This window comes from Peribacillus simplex, assembly GCF_001578185.1.
Taxonomy (GTDB): Bacteria; Bacillota; Bacilli; order Bacillales; family DSM-1321; genus Peribacillus; species Peribacillus simplex_A.
This window is the reverse complement of record NZ_CP011008.1, coordinates 3,994,078-4,016,719: the sequence shown is the minus strand read 5'-3', so window position 1 is coordinate 4,016,719 and position 22,642 is coordinate 3,994,078. Positions and strand designations below refer to the sequence as shown.

Genomic DNA, 22,642 nt, shown 5'->3' with positions numbered 1-22,642 from the left:
ATTACCTTCCAACGTAAAGATGAGCAAGTACTTAATAAAGTATCTTGCTCACCAGGTTGTGGAATATAATAATCTTAATATACCTTGTCACCGTTAAAGATAGAATTCTTAACGACCACATAATCCACATTCCGGATGGCATCCAACTTGGTTCCACCGGCATAAGAAATGGAAGACTGAAGATCTTGTTCCATTTCCTTCAACGTATCTTCCAAAGAACCTTTGTGCTCGACAAACATCTTTTTGCCTTCAACGTTTTTCTTTTCACCTTTTTGGAATTCAGAAGCTGAACCAAAGTATTCTTTAAAAGCTTTTCCATCTTTCTCAATCGTTTGACCCGGAGATTCTTCATGTCCAGCAAATAATGAACCGATCATGACCATTGAAGCCCCAAATCTAACTGATTTAGCTATATCACCGTTCGTGCGAATACCGCCGTCAGCTATGATTGGCTTGCTTGCCGCTTTTGCACACCAGCGAAGTGCAGCTAATTGCCAGCCACCCGTTCCAAATCCAGTCTTGATTTTAGTGATGCATACTTTCCCTGGCCCAATGCCTACCTTTGTAGCATCTGCACCGGCATTTTCCAATTCCCGTACCGCTTCCGGAGTTCCTACATTCCCTGCAATGACAAAACTTTCAGGTAAATGTTTTTTAATATGCTGTATCATCTTTATCACGGCATTGGAGTGACCGTGAGCAATATCTATCGTAATGAATTCAGGAACAATGTTGTCATCTGATAATTGTTGGATGAATCCGTATTCTTCTTCTTTAACGCCGACACTGATGGACGCGATTAATTCACGTGAGTGCATATCTTTAATGAAAGTAAGACGCTTTTCTGGTTCAAAACGATGCATTACATAGAAGTAACCGTTTTCAGCTAAGTAAATGGCAATCTTCTCATCAATGATCGTTTGCATATTGGCAGGTACTACAGGTAACTTGAATGTATGTTTACCCAACGTAACGGATGTATCACACTCTGAACGACTGTTTACTACACATTTTGCAGGAATTAATTGAATATCTTCATAATCAAACACGTTTTCCATGATATGCACCTCTATATACGAATATTTTTGTCTGTTTATATAAAAATTGTTCGCCCCACTAGGTAATGTACATCATTTTTATCAGTAAGTCAAAAATTTTAATGGGTTTATTTTGTGTAACTTCAGAAAAGTTATGAAAAAAAGAAAGGGAGAAGGGTACTTAAATACAAAGAGAAAACAGATATTTGGCGGTAACAAATTCTCAGTGAAAAATGGCTTATAGTGCGATTAATAATACTGAATACAAAGAGATCTATAAACAAGTGAGGGCAGCTATTCGTTTTAGGAACTGCGAGAGAAAGGCAAATCACATTAGCACAAAATGCAGAAAAAAATTACCTTCATTTGAAAACAGTAAAAGCTAGGCACTCCTTAAGTGCCTAGCTTTTTTTAAATCCTGGTTGCTCTATGCCATTAATGAAAAAATTATGATGAATCAAAAGCTGTTTTCTTTTTCTATTTCCTTGTTAATTGAGTCAACCATGAGGAAGGGAAGGCAGCTGCAGAATAATTAAATCATGTCTATTCCAGCGGCAGGAAGGATTATTATACCGATGACTTTATTTCTTGTATCTGTTTGATATGCCTTTGTTCATGTAAGGATAATAATTCAATCCATTGATCCAAAGAGAGGTCCCCGAACATGGGATGCTTGGCCTTCTTTCTATTTAAGATGGTATCTGTATCCATATCATAAAGAACCTGTAATAATCGATCCCTTGATTCTCCCAGTAAATCCATGAGGGTCGATAATTGAAATGGGTTTGCAGAGGGTGAAATGTTATCTGGGGATGCAAACTTCCTTGTTCTATCAGTAACAAAGTAAATGTTTTTTTGAATGATATTATTAAAATCCCTTTCTCGAAGGCCATAAGCTATAGCTTCAGTAAACACCTGTTCCGTGAGATATAAATGATGGCAAATTTGGGCGATGTTCCATACCTCAGGCACAGGCCTATGGTTCAGCATATTTTCATCCAAATCCATAATTTCCTCTATTAATTGGTTTCTTGATTCGAATAGCAAATCATACTCGATAAAATTCATGTGAACTCCCCCTTTTGTGGCACCCCCATTTGAAAGCATCACTGATTTTTTGGTATTTAAGAAAATAAAGGGATATCGGACTGCATGACGAATAAGGCGATGGGAAATTATTTTAAAAAACTTTAAACCGATTTGGATAACAAATGGATTCATGATTTCGATTCATTGCTGGAATATGTGTGATTCATGATTGTAGGGGCGCGGCATATGCTTGTTAGGAAGGTCTATTGAGTAAGAGTTAAGAGATACCTCGAAAAGGCATGTTTCATTGGTATGAGCATGATTCCAAAGATTCGCTCTGCTTGTTAGCGGAAGAAATAGATCTGAAGACAGGTCCGAATTTCCAGGGTTTTGAATTTTTCTTGAGCATCGATACCCTATCATGCTATGCACAAAACTTAGATTTATGCCTGCAATTGACGCATTACTTGTTTAACGGAAATCATGGATGTTGCATATAAGCTGAGTTAAAAAAGATCAGGCCAGGAGTTTCTTCTTTTCATAACACTCTACCATATAAGTTTATCATAAAGGCACTTCATTATCTGAAAAGAGAAGGGTAAAAAAATTCATATGCTTGCAGCCGGGGCATGGTTGATGGCGGTCCCATTAAATTACGTTAAAAGATGATTGCTAAGTATGTACTTACCGCTAGCATTCAAAGGGAAAAAGAAACTCGAAGAAGATTGATTACTAATAGAATGATTATAATAAAAAAGACGGGAGGTTCACTCTTCGTCTTTTTTGCTTTTTTATTGAAAGAAAAGTTGCGGGCCAAATGGGAAACTTTTAAACTGAAAATAGACTATACGAAATGGGACGGGTGATGTCGATGGCTAAAACAATAGTCGAAAAACTGAATTTACATAAATATGAACGGGTGGCTGTCTTGGATCTGCCAGCAAGGGCGGATTATTTTGCGGAGCTGCCGGATTACGATACAGAGCTTACTAAGGGTGCATATGATCTTATATTTGCATTTGTATTTGATATGGATTCTTTAAAAGGAATCGTGGGTAAGGTGATCGAGAAAAATTATCTGAGTAAAAACGGTTATATCTTTTTGGCATATCCCAAGAAGGGAAATAAAGAATATGATGCATATATCCATCGTGATGATTTGATGCAAGGCCTTGGGGCGGATGAAAACGGTTATGTCGGATCGAGTGACATGAAGTTTGCACGTATGGTTGGATTGGATGATATCTTTACGGTAGTCGGACTGAAAGAGGATTCGGCAAATAGAAACCGTCCATCTACCAAGGCAAGCCAATCGGTGGATGATTATATCGAAATGATTTCTGAAATTGAGAATGATTTACAGGATTCCCCTGATTTGCTTGCGTTCTATCAATCACTTACCCCAGGCTATCGTAAAGATTGGGCTCGCTACGTGTATAGTGCAAAACAAGAGGCGACCCAAGTGAAACGGCGCCAGGAAATGAAAACGATTTTAGGAGAAGGGTACAAGAGCAGGGATTTGTATCGAAGAAATAAATGAGGGTGGAGGAATGTCTTCCATTCTCTTTTGTTTTTTGTCATGTTCACCCTATCAAAAGAATATACTAGACCGATTCGGAACTTAAATCGTAATAATTATGATTTGCGAGGTGGTTGAACATGCTTTTGAAACGTTATACGGATAATTTGCTGTTATTGATTCTATTGTTTTTGCTGCTGGCATTCTTTTTTCTAGGCGATGTGTTCATTCCAAAAGGGATTGATCTCTCGGGCTACCCGATGCTTCACTCTGTGTTCGTCGTGTTTTTGGGGTTGTTTTTAGAATCGATTCCTTTCCTGTTCCTGGGTGCTATTGCATCTTCGTTCATCCAGTTGTTCATCAGTGAAGAAATCATTCAGCGAATGATACCAAAACGACCAATGACAGCTATTTTTGCTGCGATAGGGGCAGCGCTGATCATACCGGTCTGCGAATGTGCAATTATCCCGGTCGTACGGAGATTGATTCAAAAGGGTGTCCCGGTCCATGCAGGTGTTGTCTTGCTCGTAACTGCCCCAATATTGAATGTCATCGTGTTCGGCTCAACTTATTATGCGTTCCAAAATAACCCGTCCATTCTATATGGAAGAATCATTCTTTGCGTCCTGACAGCCGTAATCGTAGGTTTATTCATTTATATATTCAGCAATAAAGATGTGGTGAAAGAGGAGAAATTTGAAGTGGTTCACAGGCATGAACATGATATTCGATCAACTAAATGGACAAGCTTCATTGATCATACTTCACAGGAATTTTTTATGGTCGGCAGATACTTTATCATCGGGGCTTTGTTTGCCAGTATATTTCAAGTGCTTATGGATCGGAACGTAATGGCCGATATTGGTCAGGCGCCGATAAAAGGCACGGCATTGATGATGGGGATTGCGTTTGTGCTTTCACTCTGTTCATCTGCTGATGCATTCGTTGCCGCTTCCTTTTCCAATAGTTTTTTACCAGGTTCGATACTGGGTTTCCTTGTATTTGGGCCCATGCTGGATTTGAAAAATATCTTGATCATGATGTCCTGCTTTAAACGGAGCTTTGTCGTAACATATGTCTTGCTTGTTTTCGCAGTCGTCTTCAGCCTATGCCTGATTGCAGGCGGATTGATCAGTAAGGGGGGCTTCTGATGAAACGTTTTTTTATCCAAAGACTTGAGGGATTGCTGCTGCTTGGACTGGGCCTCATGATTTTTAAATTGTATGTTTCGGGACATTTAACGAAATTGATTGCGCCCAAAATGGTTCCATATGCATTGGCGGCGCTTTGTGCTTTTTTAGTGATCAGTCTTCTCCGTATGAAAAAACAAAAACATGGTGTATATCATTGTGATTGTGAATCGGACGGAGAGTCTTCCCCAACCGCGCTGGTCCTGAAATATAGTTTGTTCTTCATTCCGATTCTTCTGGGCTTCATCCTGACCGATTTTACATTAAGCGGGGAAGTGCTGGCGAAAAGAGGGATGGCGAACCAGCAGCCACAGAAGGTAAGCTCGTATGATAAAGGGAAACATACGAATGGGGAGAAAATTACCGTTACGGATGATAATTACTTTGAGGTACTGGATGATTTACTGAATAACCTCGATACGATCGAGGGGAAAGAAATAGAGCTTACGGGGTTCATATATCGTGAGGATACTTTTACAGAAAAACAAATGGCCATCTCCCGCCTCTCCATGTCCTGCTGTGTAGTGGATGCGACGCTATATGGATATATGGTCAATGGGAATGTAGAAGGGATGAAGACGAATGATTGGTACACCATTACGGGTACATTAAAAAAAGGAAGCTATAAAGGGGAAGACGTACCTGTGATCGATTTAAAAAAGTCGAAGAAAATAAAGGCACCGGAAGAAGCTTATTTATATGGGAATGTGCAAATCATTCAGTAGTATTGGAGACCGGGCAAAAGGTGGTAAATGGAGTTATGGAATCAGCAGGCTTATAGACGAAGAAAAAGACCAAATATGGGGGCCGAACTCGGGAAATGTTTAAAAAGGATACATTATTTGAGCTTTTTAGCGTAAATAAAAAGAATTCATTTTGAAAAAAGAGTTCAAAATGAATTCTTTTTTTAGTAATCTTTAATCAACTAAACCACCCGGTAGTTTAAGTGCAATGATTCACAATTTGTATTTTAATAAGTAAGAAGAGACCACTATCCTAGTAAAAGTCACTTCAGGTTTCTTCTACACTTATTTAAGAAGGTTTTTCATAATAGTAATTATACTATCCTCTCTAACAAATCCCCCACTTTTTCTGCCATGACACGAGGTGGATAAGGCATTCCATTCTTTAACCACCATTCCACTACCCCTACGTAAGCATTTGCAATAAATTGAACAATTACATCTTCATTTTGACTGTGATTTTTTCCTTTTGTTATGTCCACATCTTTCTTAAACTCCTCGATATTAAACTTAAGGAACTGACTGCGAAAATTTGGAGCTCCTTCACTCGCTAACATCGTCGAAAAGAATAAATAATTACTCTTAAAGTATTCCATACAGTGTACAGTCGATTCTATATAATCCATTTCAGTTGCCGACTCACAAAAATTACTCATGTTTTTTATATGTTCTTCCATGACTTTATCTAATAGATCAAATTTATCTAAATAATGAAGATAGATGGTTCCTCGATTAACATTTGCTCTGTCTGCAATATCCTGAATGGTAATGTCATCAAAACTTTTTTCAGACATCAGTTCGATTAGAGCCTTTTTAATGGCTTCTTGGCTTTTGATTATTCTTCTATCTATTTTCGCCATTGTTTGGTCACCAGACTTTCCTAAAAATAATCAACAATTTTTATTGATTTGTTGAGTAATCAACGAATTGCGTTCATTTAACCATTGAGAGCATCGTGTTTCTATTTATAATTATAAACAGATGTTGATTAATCAATCAATGATGTTTTCTTTTCTGAACGAAGTCAATGTCACCATTATAGTTACAAAAGAATGATTTACAAAAACAAAAAAAGAAAGGGTGTTATTTTAAAATGAAAAAAAAATCTATTATCACGCGTGTACTCACAGTGATAGCACTGGGCCTGCTTTTATCCGCGGCCACCTTTGCATTCAAGACCGGCGTTGACGCTGCATCCAAGACCGACGTTGCATACAAGCCGGACATGTCCAATGGAGCAGACAACTTTTACAAGAGCGACAAGGTAAACATGAAGAAGGTTTCGTTTAAAAATCAATACAACATGAAAGTTGCAGGGAATCTTTTTATTCCCAAAGGTTTGAAGAAGAACACCAAAAATCCGGCGATCATTGTCGGGCATCCTATGGGCGCAGTAAAAGAACAAAGTGCGAATCTGTATGCACAAAAAATGGCTGAACGGGGTTTCGTTACTTTGTCCTTGGATTTGTCTTTCTGGGGAAAGAGTGAGGGTCAGCCTCGCAATGCTGTTTCGCCGGATATCTATGCCGAGGATTTCAGTGCTGCGGTGGATTTTCTGGGCACCCGGCCGTTTGTTGACAGGGATCGGATTGGTGTTCTTGGGATTTGTGGCAGCGGGAGCTTTGCCATCAGCGCAGCCAAGATCGACCCGCGCATGAAAGCCGTTGCGACAGTCAGTATGTACGATATGGGTGCTGCTAATCGTAATGGGCTTAAACATTCCCTGACACTTGAGCAAAGAAAGAAAATCATTGCAGAGGCAGCCGAGCAACGCTATGTGGAGTTCACGGGCGGTGAAACCAAATACACCGGCGGAACAGTGCATGGGCTAAATGAAAACTCGACCGCCATTGAGCGTGAGTTTTATGACTTCTACCGCACTCCAAGGGGCGAATTCACCCCAAAAGGTTCGTCACCTGAACTCACGACACACCCGACGCTTACCAGTAACGTCAAGTTCATGAATTTCTACCCATTCGAAGATATAGAGACGATTTCTCCTCGTCCCATGCTTTTCATCGCGGGTGAAAACGCTCATTCCAGAGAGTTCAGCGAAGACGCCTACAAGCTAGCGGGCGAACCGAAGGAACTCTACATTGTTCCGGGCGCAGGTCATGTGGATCTGTACGATCGGGTGAATTTAATCCCCTTTGACAAGCTTGAGTCGTTCTTCAAAGAAAATCTGAAGAAAAAATAAGGCTTGTGTGGAAAGACGTAGAGAGCTTTGCGTGTCAATGGTACATTGAGTGAATCCCGCATCTCTTGTCGGGATTCACACTTTTTTGTCTGAATAGAATTCCATACGCCATGTAGATTTGAAGGGTTTTGTTAAGGATTACCATATGTCGTTTATTATACTTGGCGGATATGACGAAGAGAAGATGAATTTACAAGACAATACTTCCCTAAAGATAATCAACATTTTTATTTGGTTTGTTCAATAATCAACAAATCGCGTTCATTTAACCATTGTGAGTGAATCCTGTTTCTATTTATAATGATAAACGGATGTTGATTAATCAACAAATGGTGATTTTCTTTGTTAAGCGAAGTAAATATCCACTATTATAGTTTTTCAATACACATAAGGAAGGGAGTTATTAATTATGTCTAATATTCAAGATAAAGTTGTTATTATTATGGGTGCATCCAGTGGGATTGGTGAAGCAACGACCAAGAAACTTGCACAAGAAGGAGCGAAATTAGTGATTGCGGCTCGTCGTGAAGATCGCTTGAAAGCTCTTGTTGAATCATTACCAAATGCTGAAATTTCTTATGCTGTTGCAGATGTATCAAAAAAGGAGGAAGTTCAAGCAGTTATAGATTTGGCGGTCGAAAAATATGGCCGTGTAGATGTGCTCTACAACAATGCTGGAGTCATGCCAACTGCGCCACTTTCGGAAACACGCTTTGATGAATGGCGTCAAATGTTAGACATTAACATTATGGGTGTTTTAAATGGAATGGCTGCTGTATTACCCATTATGAAAAAGCAACAGTCCGGTCATATTATTTCAACTGATTCCGTAGCTGGTCATGTTGTTTACCCGGGATCTGCCGTATACTGCGGTACAAAGTTTGCAGTTAGAGCGATTATGGAGGGACTGCGCCAGGAAGAAAGAGAAAATAATATTCGGTCAACTATTGTTTCACCAGGTGCTGTAAGTACTGAACTTTATACAACAATTAATACTCCTGAAGATCAAGAATGGGTAAAGAATCTTATGGATTCAGGAGAAGGTTTTTCTTTGAAATCAAGCGATATCGCAGATGCAGTGGCTTATGCGATTAGCACACCTGAAACGGTTGCGGTAAGCGAAATCTTGATTCGCCCAACGAAACAAGTTATCTAATGGAAGTTACCATTAACGAAATGATTAAAAAACTGCCTCTTAGCTTGTTGGGGGCAATTTTTTACTAATAACAGTCTTTAGGATAATCCCTGTTCATTTATGTTAGTTTCCAAGCAATTATGAATAAAAATCAGGAGGGCATATTGATGGGAAAAGGGTATAAATGGACTCTTTTATCTATATTGGCTACTTCAACGTTTCTAACAGCTTGTGGCAGTAGTAATAATGAAAAAAACATCAAGGGCAATGACAATGTAAATACTAATTCAAGTACTAATAATGTAGTTAAAACTGATAAAACGGACAATCAGAATAGTGAAGATAATGAGGGTCTTAATAATATGCAAGACGTTAGAGTGAAATTGACATGTAATAACGAAAAAGTAATTGTGAAATTGTACGATAATCCAACAAGTAGAGATTTTTTTGACCAACTGCCATTAACAGTTACTTTTAAAGATTATGCGAATATCGAAAAAATTAGTGTCCTAGACCAAAGATTAACTACTAAAGACGCACCATCTGGCAGTGACCCTTCAGTTGGAGACTTTGCTTATTTTTCCCCTTGGGGAAATATTACTTTATTTTATGGGGATCATGGGCTTTCAAATGGATTGATCAAATTAGGTAAGATCGAATCTGGAGTAGAAAAACTTAAAAGCATAAATGACGATTTTAAAGTTACAATCGAAAAACTTGATTAAAAAGAGGATGATCGGAAGGGGGGATATGATGAATTAAGATCTCAGTAGTTTGTTTTGATACAATGCCTGAACCTGCATAAGAAGGTGGAGAAACGTTTCTGCCTAATTGTAAATAATTGAAGATAGGAGTTGCTTTTTGCTTAAACGAAATAATTTACTTATATATATATTGATGATAGGGGCTTTCGGCATCATAAATACTGAAATGGGGGTTATAGGGATATTACCCTACATTGCTGATCACTTTCATATCAGTGTATCTAAGGCCGGGTGGCTGGTGAGTCTCTTCGCACTTACTGTTTCAATGTCTGGTCCAACTATGCCGTTATTATTTTCGGGGATAAATCGCAAGAAGGCAATGTTACTTGTACTTGGAATTTTCATTCTAGGTAACATTGTCTCTATATTTACATCTAACTTTGCCATTGCAATAATTGCGCGTGTGATACCAGCCATTTTTCATCCAATCTATTTTTCAGCAGCTTTTACATTGGCTGCTAACTCAGTTCGTAAAGAAGAAGCTCCAAAAGCTGTTTCAAAAGTTTTTATTGGAGTATCTGCGGGAATGGTACTTGGTGTACCTATCGCAAGTTTTCTGGCCAGCACAGTTTCATTTCAAATATCAATGGCATTTTTTGCCATTGTGAACGTTATAGTATTTATGGCTACATTAGCATTTTTCCCTTCTATGCCTGTTAAAGAAAGACTTTCTTACGGAGCTCAATTATCGGTATTAAAAAAACCAATTACTTGGCTTTCCATTGTTGCTGTCATTTTACTAAATTCAGCCGTATTTGGGGTGTATAGTTATTTTGCTGAGTATCTTAAAACCGTTACGAATACCTCCGGGAAATCGATTAGTTTAATGTTAGTCATATTCGGGGGGGCAAATATTATTGGAAACATTGTGGCAGGGAAGTTACTTACTAAAGATGCCATCAAATCTGTAGTGTCTTTTCCTTTTGCATTGGGAGCCGTTTATATCATATTATTCTTATTTGGACAGTTTACTTTTCCTATGGCTATCATTACTTTAATTTGGGGAATATTGGCTGGTATAGGAACTAATATTAATCAATATTGGATTACGTCTTCAGCTCCAGAAGCTCCTGATTTCGCTAATGGATTATTTTTATCATCCGTTAACTTTGGAACAACAATTGGTACAGCTGCAGGTGGATTATTTATTTCAGAATTAGGTACACAATACGTCGTATTAGTGGGATTATTATCGTTAATATTAGGGTTGGTATTTATTTTACTAAGAAACTATATGTATAGTCCTACAAACCAAATTTCCGGATAAGGAATTAATTAAACATCCTTTATAAAAAGGCTAGGTATGTCTGAATTGTCCCCTTTGTAAAGGACATTAAAAAAAGTTAGGCAACCTGAAGGAGATGCTGTCTTTATTTTGCAGGCGGCATCTTTTTTAGATTCCATTGTCCTCGATAATGGTTGTAATAGATCATATAACTTCTTACTTGCGTTTCACATCTTTTAAGGTCTTACAGTTTATTAAATCCATTTCATCTTTAAAATGACCAAAGAATGATTCTTGCGGGGCGTTACCCCAACAGTTTCCAAGGCGTGACAGGGATTGTCCTAATTTCATTTTCTTCACCAACTTTTGACACTGGGGATTGGTATACGAATGAATAAATCCGTCTTTCATAAAATGCGAATGATTGGTTTTAATTTATGTAGCGAATTTAAGGCAATATCTAAGGTGATCTTATCCGATATTTCATAGGCTGACGGCATCCCGCCCGTTGTGCCGATCCAGCTGATATCCATTATGAATAAAGCGGGTGCCAATAGCAGGGCGCTAAAACTAAAGATGACAGCATTGCGCCAAGTATGACGAGTAAATAGGGGTATTTTTCCTTCGTGGAAAATCTCCTGTGATACAGATTTACCATTCAGACTTTATGATTGAATTGATTAAGTCCAAGAGTCCATTTGTTCGGGAGAACGTAACATAGTATAATGGGCATACTATGGATAGGGGTGTAAGGGGGATAAGCATGTCATCAGGTAATCGAAATAATCAAATTGGACCGCCGCGGTTTGCTATTGCCATTCACTCTCTGGTTTGGCTCGCACAAAGCGAAAAGCTCCTGACAAGTTCCGCAATCGCCTTAAAGGTTAAATCACATGCCACTTTTTTACGAAGGGTGATGGCTCAGCTTGCAGCGGCGGGGATCGTCGAAACAAAGGAAGGACGGGAAGGCGGATATAGCTTGAAGGTGGCTGCCTCTCAGCTTACTTTGGCCGATGTGTATCAAGCGGTACGGCCGGAATGTCTAGTTTGTATGGAAACGAGCGAATGCGGTGAAGTAGGGAAGCAGCTGGATACGGCTTTGGAGGAAATCATGAACGAGGCCGAAAAGGAAACATTGCGTCTATTAAAGGGCTATACATTAGAAGAATTCATGAAAAAAGTCGACTTGACCAATTTTGAAAAAGAGTGTCTAGGGTAATATCCTTGCAAGAGGATACCCAAGATTATATAATGTGCTTAATGCGATTGCATTTAAAATGAGGAGGTATTTACATGAAGGTGGAAATTTGGTCGGATTATCAATGTCCGTTTTGTTATATAGGGAAGCGTCGATTCGAAGAGGCTTTGAAACAATTTGAAAATAAAGCTCAGGTAGAGGTTTCATTTCGCAGTTTTGAGTTAAACCCAGAGGCTGAGCGGGAAATCGATATGTCCCAAAATGAAATGCTGGCCAAGAAATACGGCATGTCTCAAGCGGATGTGGAAGCGAACAATCAAAACCTGACTCAGCAGGCTAAAGAATTGGGTCTCGAATATCATTTGGACAAAGTGGTTTTAACGAATTCTTTCGATGCTCACCGCTTGATGCATTTCGCTGAATCAAAAGGTAAAGAGAATGAAATGAACGAGCTCCTGTTCAAAGCATACTTTACCGAAGGCAAGCATATTGGCGATCATGCTATATTGGTTAATTTAGCTGAAGAGGCTGGCCTTGATAAGTTTGAGGCAGAAGCCATGCTGGGAGGAACGACATTCACGGCGGAAGTAAGGGGCGATGAGCAGGAAGGAAGCCAGCTTGGAATTACAGGCGTTCCATTCTTTGTCATTAACCGCAAGTATGGCATCTCTGGCGCACAGTCAGCAGAGGCGTTCCTGGATACGCTGAAAAAAATATGGGCTGAGGAAAATCCGCTGCAAATGGTGAATGATCCAGCAACAGGCGATGCTTGTACGGACGGTTCTTGTAACGTGCCGGAAAAATAAACCGGTTAGGAAGGACAAGGGCTTTTGCTTTAAATGTAAGGCTCTTTTCGTAAAGATTGTTGTTTTTAAAACGAAACTATTTAAGGTTGATTGGAGCGGAAGTGCGAGACTCCTGCGGGAGCAGCGGGACAGGTGAGACCCCACAGGCGTTTACGCCGAGGAGGCTCACCGCCCGCACCAAGGAAAGCGAGCATCTGGAGGGGAAATCAACCACACCTCACTACCTGGTAAATAGCAATAAAGTATGTGAAAACAGCCAAATGTAAAAAAGACTGCATTCAAGATGAACTGATCATCTTGGATGCAGTCTTTTTCGAAGCCGTGAGTTTTACTTGGATTCACTTAAAGAATAGCGATAAAATAAATGTCCAAATGCACACGAAGGCTAATAACCCAAAGCTGTATTTCAATGTCATTTTCGTTAAAGCCGATTCTTTTCCGGTTTCGCCAACTGCAGCCGTCGCGATTACAATCGATTGTGGAGAAACGAGCTTTGCCATGACGCCCCCGGCAGTGTTTGCGGAAACCAATAATGATGAGTTTGTCCCTATGATGTTGCCTGCCGTAGCCTGTATTGGAGCAAATAACGTATTGTTATTCACTACAGATCCAGTCATGAACACGCCGATCCACCCTAATAGCGGTGATAATAGCGGGAAGATTTGTCCTGTTGTCGCAACCGCTTCCCCCAAAACATTTGTTAATCCACCATATGACATCAATTTGGCTATGCTGATGATCGCACAGATCATGATGATTGGAATCCGAAACTCTAAAACCGTTTTTTTCAGGAGGGAAAGACCTTCACTGACATTAATGGCTTTCGTCGTAGCGATGGTCGTCAGCGCAGCCAATAAGATCGCTGTTCCCGTTGCACCGATTAAATCAATGCCGATCGTAATCGAAGATCCCGGAAATATTAATTTCAGGACAGCCGATTCAAGGATACCTCCTTGAGAGAACAGTCCTTTAAAGGCAGGAAAGCTCCAAATCAAAACAAATAGCGTCAATAGATAAAATGGAGACCATGCCTTTACGATATTACCCATTGAATGTTTTTCGAATTCAAATTCCTTGCCGTTGAGTAAAAATAAATGTTTAGGCTGCCACTTATTAAGAAATAACGCCAGCACCCCCATGGTTAAGAGAGATGGAATAATGTCAGCTAACTCTGGGCCTACAAAAACGGTCATGATCGCCTGGGACACTGTATAAGTAGTCGATGTCACTAATATGGCCGGCAATACTTCTCTGATCCCTTTAAAGCCATCCATCAGCCATATTAATAAAAACGGAATAGTAAAGTTAATGAGCGGCAGTGTTAAGGCTGTCATCATGGACACATTCATCGATGTTACATTTTCCAAGCCGAATGTCCCAATGATACCAACCGGTATACCGATTGCCCCGAATGCTCCAGAAGCACCATTTGCTATTAGACAGAGCATCGCTGCCTGTAAAGGCTTGAATCCCAATGAAACCAATAGGACGGCGCAGATTGCGATCGGTACACCAAAACCTGCTGCTCCTTCAAGAAAGGCGTTAAAGCAAAAACCAATAAGTAAGAGCTGAAGGCGTTGGTCTTGTGAAATCCCTGCTATGCTACCGCGTAACACCTCGAACTTTCCGGATTTAACAGAGATTTTATATAACCAGACCGCCATCACGATGATATAGCCAATCGGCCATATCCCTTGGAACGTACCTTGAACCACACTTCCGATTGCTTCTCCCAAAGGTAGATTAAAGAGGAAAAGGACGATAAGAAAGGTAACAAATAAGTTTAGAAGGGCTGCGTGGATTCCTTTCATCTTAAAAATCGTCAAGCATAATAGAAATAAAAGGATCGGTATAGCTGCAACTAATGCTGAAATGGCAAGATTATTAAATGGGTTGTATGTTTGTACTATCATAATGACAGCTCCCTGCATAAGAAATTCTGGTTAGTGTATGAACTACTCCCAAAATTGGGCTTGAATATCTTGAAGCGTATGAACAGAGCGGGCAAACTGTTCTTTTTCGCTCTCGTTTAGGGTAAGCTCGACAATGTTTTTTGCGCCTGTGCGATTAATGACTGTAGGGGTACCAATATAAACATTACTATGGCCATATTCGCCTTCCAACAATGAGCCAACTGGTAAGACGACATTTTCGTTCTTTAAGATCGCTTTTGTGATTCTCGCCAATCCCATGGAGATTCCATAATACGTAGCACCCTTCGACTCAATGATCTGGTATGCAGCATCACGGACTTGAATGACAATCTCTTTTTTTCTTGCTTCATTTAATTTTGGAGCTATCTGCAATCCGGAAAAATTGGCAGAGCTCCAAACCGGAAGTTGTGAATCACCATGTTCACCAATGATATAGGCATGGATACTTGTAGGTGCGGTATTAAATTCTTGCCCTAATAAAGAGCGGAATCTTGCAGAATCCAATATAGTCCCTGAACCAATCACTTTTTCTTTCGGTAAACCGGAAAATTTCCATGTCGCATATGCCAAAATGTCTACTGGATTCGTTGCGATCAAGAAAATGCCATTAAATCCAGCTTTCATGATGCTGCCTACGATCGATTCAAAAATGTTCATGTTTTTCCTTACAAGATCTAGCCTGGTTTCTCCAGGTTTTTGAGCGGCTCCAGCACATATGACTACGATTGCAGCATCCCTACAGTCCTCGTATGATCCGGATTTTATATTCATGGCACTAGGCGCATACACAAGACCATGATCTAGGTCCATAACATCGCCTTTCGCTTTTTCTTGATTCAAATCGACAAGAACCAACTCATCACATATTCCTTGATTCATCAAAGCATAGGCATAACTAGATCCAACTGCACCAGTACCAACTAAAACGACTTTATTTCCCTGTGTAGAATTCATAATGAATACCTCCAATTTTTTCGAAAGTAAAAAACTTCCTTAAAAGGATATCTCCATCCCTTTAATATGTGAAATATTTCACAAGAGGCTGTAAAAAAATTTTCAGTCTGCATGTTTTTATGTTTGCAGAGCTGTAATAAACAATTACTTTGTGAATTATTTCACAATGTTATTTTACTACATAGCACTATAACATTGCAACAAACAAAAGTATTAATTAGGTTTTTTTTACATGATAGTAGCACCGTTTGCAGTAGTTGTCGGATCGGATCTGAGCAAAGTGAAGGCAGTTTAAAAAGGAGATGATACATGAAGCAAAGAATATAGTGTAAAGAAGGGATTTCCGAAATAAAAAGGAGCTAAAAAGGTGTATATCATAATTGGGATACTAGTCGTCGTGATTGCATGTGTATTAACTGTCAAAATAATTTCCTATAAATACTGGACTTGTATCTATACGGCATTTGGAAATGATAATTATTTTAAGGTGATAGCGAAATTGGAAAACGAGGGTATCCAATTCAAAACGAAAACGCCTATGAATTTAGGTTCCCAGGATTTTCAAAATCGCCATAAAACTACTCAATATGATGTTTTTGTGAAAAAAGAACATGAGCAAATTGCCCAAAGGGCCGTGCACAAGAATTGATAAATGGAAACTGGCTGTCCTGGTGGCAGTCTTTTTTTTACTTGGAAGGAAAGTTAAAAGGAGAGAATTTAAATTTAAGGCTCTTTTCGTTGTTTTTAAAACGAAACTTTTAAGGTTGATTGGAGCGGAAGTGCGAGACTCCTGCGGGAGCAGCGGGACAGGTGAGACCCCACAGGCGTTTACGCCGAGGAGGCTCACCGCCCGCACCAAGGAAAGCGAGCATCTGGAGGGGAAATCAACCACAACTCACTACCTGGTAAATAGCAACAAAGTATGTGAAAACAGCCAAATTTAATGAAGAATTTGGGCTTATAAATAATTTCGGAGAAAGGGAATTGAAAGATGAAAAAACAATTGCTTAAAATTTCTGAAAGAGAAGAGTTTGTCGAATTATACTCGGATACAAATGATTTAAGGAAATTTCGTGTGGCTAAGATACTAAAAGTGTCAGATGCGTTTGTAGTGGCAGCTAATATTACTTCAACCGGGCTGTATGATGGATACAGTTTACTTTATCTTGAAAGCATTCACCAAATCAATGTCAATACGAAATACATTAAGAAAATCAAGAGATTATATATGGCAAAAAAACAAAATCATATTGAATTCGTTGATGGAAATGAAGATTTACTTTTGAGTTTTCTGGATTTTGCACATGAAAATAACTTCATGGTTTCAGTTGAACTTTTTAATGCGGGATATGGTGATGTGCAGGGTTTTATTAAAAACCTGGAAGATGATATATTTGTAATTTCAATGGTGAACGAAGTGGGGGAGCTTGATGGTGAAGCATTCATTAAGTCGGATGCCATACATACCATTACGTGTGATGGTGAAAATGAATTCAATTTAATGCATTTATACTTCAGGAAATGAAAGATCAAGGGTAATGCTGCTTTCTGCAAAGTGCTGCTAAACTATAATTTAATAGAGGATAAAAGAAAGAAAAAGGCGCAGATACTTTTGTTTTTTATAGTTTCAAAGACTGAAAATTTGTATAATGGTTGAGATGGATTAGAGGTTTCAAAAATGAATGTACATATAGGAGGGGCATGGATGAGTAAGCTTAATGGCAGGACCATTGCTTTATTGGGAGCGAGGAAGACGGAAGAACTTAGTAAAATCGTTGATAATCTTGGGGGAGTCCCACTCGTTCGTCCAGCACAGGGGACGGTATTCCTTGATGATTCCCATTTGGAAGAGGATGTCACCCGTTTGATGGCAGGAGAGTTCGATTGGATCATCCTGACGACGGGAGTGGGGACGGAACTATTATATAAAACGGCATTGAAGATGGAAGCGGGAGATCGTTTCATAGAGGCTTTGCAGTCCATGAAAATTGCGGCTAGGGGCTATAAAACAGTGAATATGCTGAAAAAACTCGGCTTGCAGCCATTAATCCGTGATGATGATGGGAGTACGGCAGGGCTCGTTCGAAATCTGGAAGGCCATCTGTCCGGAGATGTAATGGTCGCTTTGCAGCTTCACGGCGATCCAGCGCCTCTTTTGATGAATTGGCTGGATGAGCAAAAAGTGGAACATAAAGAAATCCTTCCATACGAACATATACCGCCCGAAAAAGAAACGATGCGTCAGCTAATCGAAGAAATTCTTGGAGGGAAGGTAGATTCTGTCGTGTTCACGAGCGCACCTCAGCCTCGTAATTTGATGAAATTTGCCCGTGAACAAGGTGTGGAAGATAAAATAATCGACTGGTTTAAATCCGATGTGATTGCTCTTGCTGTCGGAAAAGTAACGGCACAAGTGGTAATAGATGAAGGAATCAAGCGGGTCATATATCCAGAAGATCAACGGATGGGCAGTGCAATGGTGGAGCTGGTGAAATATTATCAGGGCATTGCAAGCAGATAAGGGTGAGTGCGGCATGAACAAGGGCAAAGTCTATTTTGTTGGGGCAGGTCCGGGTGATGTGGGCCTGATTACCGTAAAAGGACAAAAGGCGATCGAAAAAGCGGATGTCATTTTATATGACAGATTGCTAAATCCCAAACTATTGGAGGCTGCCACTCTTGATTGTGAGTTGATATATTGTGGTAAGAAACCTTATACGAATGGTATCAGCCAAGGGGAGATAAATGAGCTGCTTGTGTCCAAAGCAATGGCAGGGCATCGGGTCGTCCGTTTGAAGGGCGGTGATCCTGCCGTCTTTGGAAGAGTCGGGGAGGAAGCGGGATCGTTGAAAGAACAGGGGATCCCATTCGAAGTCATTCCGGGGGTTACGTCTGGCATTGCCGCATCCATGTACGCAGGAGTTCCCGTCACGCATCGGGATTATGGACGTTCCTTTGCGATGGTTACGGTCCATGACCAAACGAAGAAGGATATAGATTGGAATGGGCTTGTGAATAGTATGGATACGGTTGCCTTTTATATGGGTGTGGCCAACCTTCCTTATATCCGCGAAAATTTGATCAATCATGGAAAGCCAGGGAATACGCCGGCACTCGTCATTCAATGGGGCACATATGGAAGACAGGAAACGGTCGAGGGGACCTTGGACGATATCGTCGAAAGGGTATGTGAAAGGTCGCTTGGCAATCCGGCGGTCACCTTGATAGGAGATATCATTTCACTAAGGGGCAAACTGCAATGGTTCGAAAACAAGCCTCTTTATGGACAACGATTTTTAGTGGCCCGGACCGGGACGGCAAAGAGTTCATTGGCAGAAGCCCTGCATGAACTTGGCGGTGATATCATTGAGTTTCCTAAATGGAATGCGACAAAAGTGAAAATTGAAGAAAGTCAGCTGCTCTCGTTTCTTTTGTATGATCGAATTCTCTTCACTTCACCCGAAAGTGTCCATGGGTTCTTAGATTTACTAGCTGAATATGCCATTGATTACCGCCGGATTTCTTCGGAACTTTATGTATTATCGAGGAAATCGAAGAAAGTTTTACAACAACGCGGACTGATGGCCAAGCTCAAATCCGAGATGGAGGAAACTGGAACACTGTTGGTAATTGGAGATAGGGAACAGGAACAAAATTCGGAATATGGGGCAGAAGCTTATTTTCAATCCATCGATAAATTTGTTGATGAAAGATTCCTTGAAATCCTTCCGGGAATGCTGGACGGAAAAGAAGTCGATACGGTACTTTTTTCGAATCAGCATTCAGTGGATATGCTGATGGAATACGGGAACAAGGCAGACGTGGATATTGAAGCGCTGCTAAATCAAGCCTCCATCGGGGTAATCGGGAAAAGCACCGGCAAAAGACTTGAAGACTATGGATTTGCACAAGATATGATGCCCAAAGAGCCGTCTGTCGAAGAATTGGTGGCGTTGATCGTGAATAGGAATGTTTATTAGACTCTGAAAAAAAAGAGTCTTTTTCCTTGTGTGCCAGGTATGGCAACTATCTAGGTGGTGAAAGTCCACTGTGGGGGTACACATCGACCAACCACTAAGGAAGCGCAAGGTACTTATCGTGAGGTAAGGGCTGGAGGAAGCGTGGAATAAAATCTTGGCTCGACGAACAGGAATCTGATACTAAGGCTCTATAAAGGGATTAAACTCCAAGACAAGTTAAAGTCCAAAAGATGTGCGTAACTTTATAGAGTAAATCAGGCGAGTAAAAGAGGAAAGATAGGTGTCTTACCCTGGGAGGTCTTGCGGATGTACAGAAGTACAGTCGAAAAAGGTTAGTCGCAAGAAGTCAGCAGAAGCCATAGTAATGAAATAATTTCATGAAGGGCTGAACAATTTATAGTGTTTCAACGCCACGAATGCGTAAGTGACGAACTCCGAATGTGTTAATGGTAAAAGTATGAGCGTACCTCAAAGAATAACCAAAATGGAGATATCACTTACTACGTGAGAGGAAAGGAGAAACGAGTGTGGAACTTTTAGAACAAATCCTAAGTAATAAAAATATGAACGAAGCCTACATACGTGTCTATAAAAATAAAGGTGCAAGTGGGGTCGACGGAGTAACAATCGACGAACTAAAGCAATACCTGAAAGAGAACAAAGATGAACTGCGTCAGCGCATCAGAACAAGAAGATACCAACCACAAGCTGCCTTAAGAGTGGAGATCCCAAAAGAAAATGGAAAGATGCGCAAATTGGGAATACCAACAGTAGTGGATAGAGTCGTTCAACAAGCCATTCATCAAGTTCTCAGTCCACTATTTGAAAAGCAATTCAGTGAATTCAGTTACGGTTTCAGACCAAAAAGAAGTTGTGAAATGGCGATAATTAAAAGCCTGGAGTTTCTGAATGATGAACATGATTGGGTAGTCGACATTGATCTTGAAAGATTCTTCGATACCGTCCATCACGATAAACTCATGAGAATCATATCCAACACAATAAAAGACGGAAATGTCATCTCGTTAATCAGAAAATACTTAGTCAGTGGAGTCATGGTGAATGGAAAATATGAAGACACACCTGTCGGTACTCCGCAAGGAGGCAACCTCAGTCCACTATTAAGTAATATAATGTTAAACGAACTTGATAAGGAACTGGAGAAAAGAGGACTAAGGTTCGTGAGGTACGCTGATGATGCCCTTATCTTTGTGAAAAGTGAAAAGGCAGCGAACCGAGTAATGAGCACAATCGTGAGATTTATAGAAGAGGAATTAGGCCTGATAGTCAACGTAGAGAAGAGTAGAATCTCACGTCCAAAAGAGTTGAAATTCTTAGGATTTGGGTATTATTATGGCACTAATAACAACAACTACAAAGTGAAACCTCATCCAAGTTCTGTACAGAAGTTTCAAAGGAAACTTCGACAACTGACAAAGCGAAATTGGAATGTTCCACTAGACTACCGAATATTGAAATTGAACCAAGTAATAGTTGGATGGGTAAACTACTTCAGAGTGGCAAACATGAAAAAAATGACGGAACGAATAGACACAAAGCTTCGCTCTAGAATTAGGGTCATCATATGGAAACAATGGAAAGTAGCAAAGAAACAAATTAAATCGCTTATTCAACTAGGAATTCCGGAGGAAGAAGCGAAAGGATTAACCTACTGTCGAAAAGGTTACCGATTCATAGGATTATCCAAAGTCGTCCAAAGAGCAATCTCAAACAAATGTCTAAAGCAGAGGGGAGTCCCCTCTGCTTTAGAACATTATCTAAAAGTACACACTGTGATATAAATTGAAACGCCGTATACGCGAACCGTACGTACGGTGTTGTGAGAGGGGCGAAAATAAACATATTTTCCCCCTACTCGATTTTTTACCCAAAAAATTGGTGTTAATGATATGCTTTTCTTTTGGGTATTTTTCGTAAATAGGGCGTTGGTTAGCTGCAATCATCATATTAATTTTTAATTTTGCCATACTGCCTGTTCTTTTTTCAAAAGAGCTAAGCACTGGCACTTTTACTATGCATCAGGAAAAGGATGATACCCAATGGACGCTCACGAGATTTCGTGGAGGAAGGAATAAAAGTCTTTTATTTCTTCCCAAATTGGGTATCATATATAAGTGACTTTTCTAGGGAGGCGAAGCAAATGAAACGCACATGGGAATTCGTATTAAGTATCATAGGTGTGAGTATCGCTGCGATTTCTTTAATCGTGACGATTATAGCGGCAGTTTATCTCAACAGTATCGATTTGACGGAAATGATGGACTACTCATTAATGACAGATTCCGAGTTTTCTACATCTGAGGTGGATATGTCAATCAAGTTGTTCATGGGCTTATTATGGGCGGGGGTCATATCGCTGTTTATTGCATTGGCAGGCGGCTTGATCGCTATCTTTCTATTAAAAGGGGGCAAAGCGAAGGGAGCCGGAATCCTAATGGTCATTACGGGTATTCTGACAGTCTTTCATGTATGGCCGCTTATCTTCTTCATCGTGCCGGGAATCATGTGCCTTGTAAGGAAACCAAGGGAAACGGTGGAAGTGATCGGATGATCCAACACTATACATAGTTTTGTAATTTGAAACAAAGGAGCTGGACCCGAAGATGCGGGTCAGCTCCTTTTATTCGTGCGCCCGGCATGGGTGCAATCTATAGGGTGGAAGTCCCGAATCATGAAGGCAGTAGTAGTGGTTAGCTTAATGCAAGGGTGTCCACGGTGACGTGGAATCTGAAGGAAGCAAGCGGCAAACCTCCGGTCTGAGGAACACGAACTTCATATAAGGCTAGGTATCATTGGATGAGTTTGCGAAACAAAACAAAGTCCTTACTGCCGAAGGTGGTACAGAGTAAATGAAGCAGATAGATGGAGGGAAAGATTGCACTCTTACCCGGGGAGGTCTGATGACAGCCA

At 40.2% G+C, this 22,642-nt stretch carries 20 protein-coding genes; 15 read left to right on the top strand and 5 right to left on the bottom strand.

The window, feature by feature from the left end:
- Nucleotides 1-74 precede the first annotated feature (74 nt).
- Entirely contained in the window at nt 75-1,058 is a 984-nt protein-coding gene (gene guaC, locus UP17_RS18725) for a GMP reductase (RefSeq protein ID WP_061464456.1), read from the bottom strand.
- 546 nt (nt 1,059-1,604) lie between these two features.
- The gene (locus UP17_RS18720; protein ID WP_061464455.1) at nt 1,605-2,105 is read right to left on the bottom strand and encodes a DinB family protein; all 501 of its coding nucleotides are present in this window, start codon (nt 2,103-2,105) and stop codon (nt 1,605-1,607) included.
- An 832-nt stretch (nt 2,106-2,937) separates the two neighbouring features.
- Here UP17_RS18720 and UP17_RS18710 point away from each other — a divergent pair.
- From UP17_RS18710 to UP17_RS18700, 3 genes are all read left to right on the top strand, one after another.
- Nucleotides 2,938-3,606 carry a YdeI/OmpD-associated family protein gene (locus UP17_RS18710; RefSeq protein ID WP_061466167.1) on the top strand — a complete coding sequence of 223 codons (669 nt, stop codon included), beginning with the start codon at nt 2,938-2,940 and terminating at the stop codon, nt 3,604-3,606.
- Nucleotides 3,607-3,725: 119 nt separating this feature from the next.
- A complete protein-coding gene (locus tag UP17_RS18705; RefSeq protein WP_061464453.1) occupies nt 3,726-4,736 on the top strand; it encodes a permease in 1,011 nt (336 codons plus the stop codon).
- Entirely contained in the window at nt 4,736-5,500 is a 765-nt protein-coding gene (locus UP17_RS18700) for a TIGR03943 family putative permease subunit (RefSeq protein WP_061464452.1), read from the top strand. Before UP17_RS18705 ends, UP17_RS18700 begins: the two co-directional genes overlap by 1 nt.
- A gap of 332 nt (nt 5,501-5,832) precedes the next feature.
- Here the strand turns inward: UP17_RS18700 and UP17_RS18695 are convergent, their stop codons facing one another.
- Nucleotides 5,833-6,378: a TetR/AcrR family transcriptional regulator gene (locus UP17_RS18695; protein WP_061464451.1), complete on the bottom strand. Its 546-nt coding sequence runs from the start codon at nt 6,376-6,378 to the stop codon at nt 5,833-5,835.
- 233 nt (nt 6,379-6,611) lie between these two features.
- On the opposite strand from UP17_RS18695, the gene UP17_RS18690 reads away from it, so the two are divergent.
- From UP17_RS18690 to UP17_RS18665, 6 genes are all read left to right on the top strand, one after another.
- Complete coding sequence (locus tag UP17_RS18690; protein ID WP_061464450.1) at nt 6,612-7,715, top strand: alpha/beta hydrolase; 1,104 nt, start codon at nt 6,612-6,614, stop codon at nt 7,713-7,715.
- Between the two features lie 409 nt (nt 7,716-8,124).
- Nucleotides 8,125-8,871, top strand: coding sequence for an SDR family oxidoreductase (locus tag UP17_RS18685; protein ID WP_061464449.1), 747 nt, complete (start codon nt 8,125-8,127; stop codon nt 8,869-8,871).
- Nucleotides 8,872-9,017: 146 nt separating this feature from the next.
- Nucleotides 9,018-9,575: a cyclophilin-like fold protein gene (locus UP17_RS18680; protein WP_250211693.1), complete on the top strand. Its 558-nt coding sequence runs from the start codon at nt 9,018-9,020 to the stop codon at nt 9,573-9,575.
- A 136-nt stretch (nt 9,576-9,711) separates the two neighbouring features.
- A complete protein-coding gene (locus UP17_RS18675) occupies nt 9,712-10,881 on the top strand; it encodes an MFS transporter (RefSeq protein WP_061464448.1) in 1,170 nt (389 codons plus the stop codon).
- A 721-nt stretch (nt 10,882-11,602) separates the two neighbouring features.
- The gene (locus UP17_RS18670; protein WP_061464447.1) at nt 11,603-12,058 is read left to right on the top strand and encodes an RrF2 family transcriptional regulator; all 456 of its coding nucleotides are present in this window, start codon (nt 11,603-11,605) and stop codon (nt 12,056-12,058) included.
- Nucleotides 12,059-12,132: 74 nt separating this feature from the next.
- Nucleotides 12,133-12,843 (top strand): DsbA family oxidoreductase, encoded by a 711-nt coding sequence (locus UP17_RS18665; protein ID WP_061464446.1) that lies wholly within the window; start codon nt 12,133-12,135, stop codon nt 12,841-12,843.
- 338 nt (nt 12,844-13,181) lie between these two features.
- On the opposite strand, the gene UP17_RS18660 is transcribed toward UP17_RS18665, so the two are convergent.
- Nucleotides 13,182-14,756, bottom strand: coding sequence for an L-lactate permease (locus UP17_RS18660; RefSeq protein ID WP_061464445.1), 1,575 nt, complete (start codon nt 14,754-14,756; stop codon nt 13,182-13,184).
- Nucleotides 14,757-14,798: 42 nt separating this feature from the next.
- Entirely contained in the window at nt 14,799-15,731 is a 933-nt protein-coding gene (locus UP17_RS18655; RefSeq protein WP_061464444.1) for an L-lactate dehydrogenase, read from the bottom strand.
- A 367-nt stretch (nt 15,732-16,098) separates the two neighbouring features.
- On the opposite strand from UP17_RS18655, the gene UP17_RS18650 reads away from it, so the two are divergent.
- The 6 genes from UP17_RS18650 to UP17_RS18625 all read left to right on the top strand — a co-directional run bounded on the left by UP17_RS18650 (nt 16,099) and on the right by UP17_RS18625 (nt 22,283).
- The gene (locus tag UP17_RS18650; protein ID WP_061464443.1) at nt 16,099-16,380 is read left to right on the top strand and encodes a hypothetical protein; all 282 of its coding nucleotides are present in this window, start codon (nt 16,099-16,101) and stop codon (nt 16,378-16,380) included.
- Nucleotides 16,381-16,722: 342 nt separating this feature from the next.
- Nucleotides 16,723-17,256 carry a hypothetical protein gene (locus UP17_RS18645; protein WP_061464442.1) on the top strand — a complete coding sequence of 178 codons (534 nt, stop codon included), beginning with the start codon at nt 16,723-16,725 and terminating at the stop codon, nt 17,254-17,256.
- A 180-nt stretch (nt 17,257-17,436) separates the two neighbouring features.
- Nucleotides 17,437-18,252 carry a uroporphyrinogen-III synthase gene (locus tag UP17_RS18640; protein ID WP_061464441.1) on the top strand — a complete coding sequence of 272 codons (816 nt, stop codon included), beginning with the start codon at nt 17,437-17,439 and terminating at the stop codon, nt 18,250-18,252.
- Between the two features lie 13 nt (nt 18,253-18,265).
- Nucleotides 18,266-19,711: a uroporphyrinogen-III C-methyltransferase gene (gene cobA, locus UP17_RS18635; RefSeq protein ID WP_061464440.1), complete on the top strand. Its 1,446-nt coding sequence runs from the start codon at nt 18,266-18,268 to the stop codon at nt 19,709-19,711.
- Between the two features lie 527 nt (nt 19,712-20,238).
- Nucleotides 20,239-21,513, top strand: coding sequence for a group II intron reverse transcriptase/maturase (gene ltrA / locus UP17_RS18630; protein ID WP_061464439.1), 1,275 nt, complete (start codon nt 20,239-20,241; stop codon nt 21,511-21,513).
- A gap of 359 nt (nt 21,514-21,872) precedes the next feature.
- Complete coding sequence (locus tag UP17_RS18625) at nt 21,873-22,283, top strand: DUF4064 domain-containing protein (protein ID WP_061464438.1); 411 nt, start codon at nt 21,873-21,875, stop codon at nt 22,281-22,283.
- Nucleotides 22,284-22,642 lie beyond the last annotated feature (359 nt).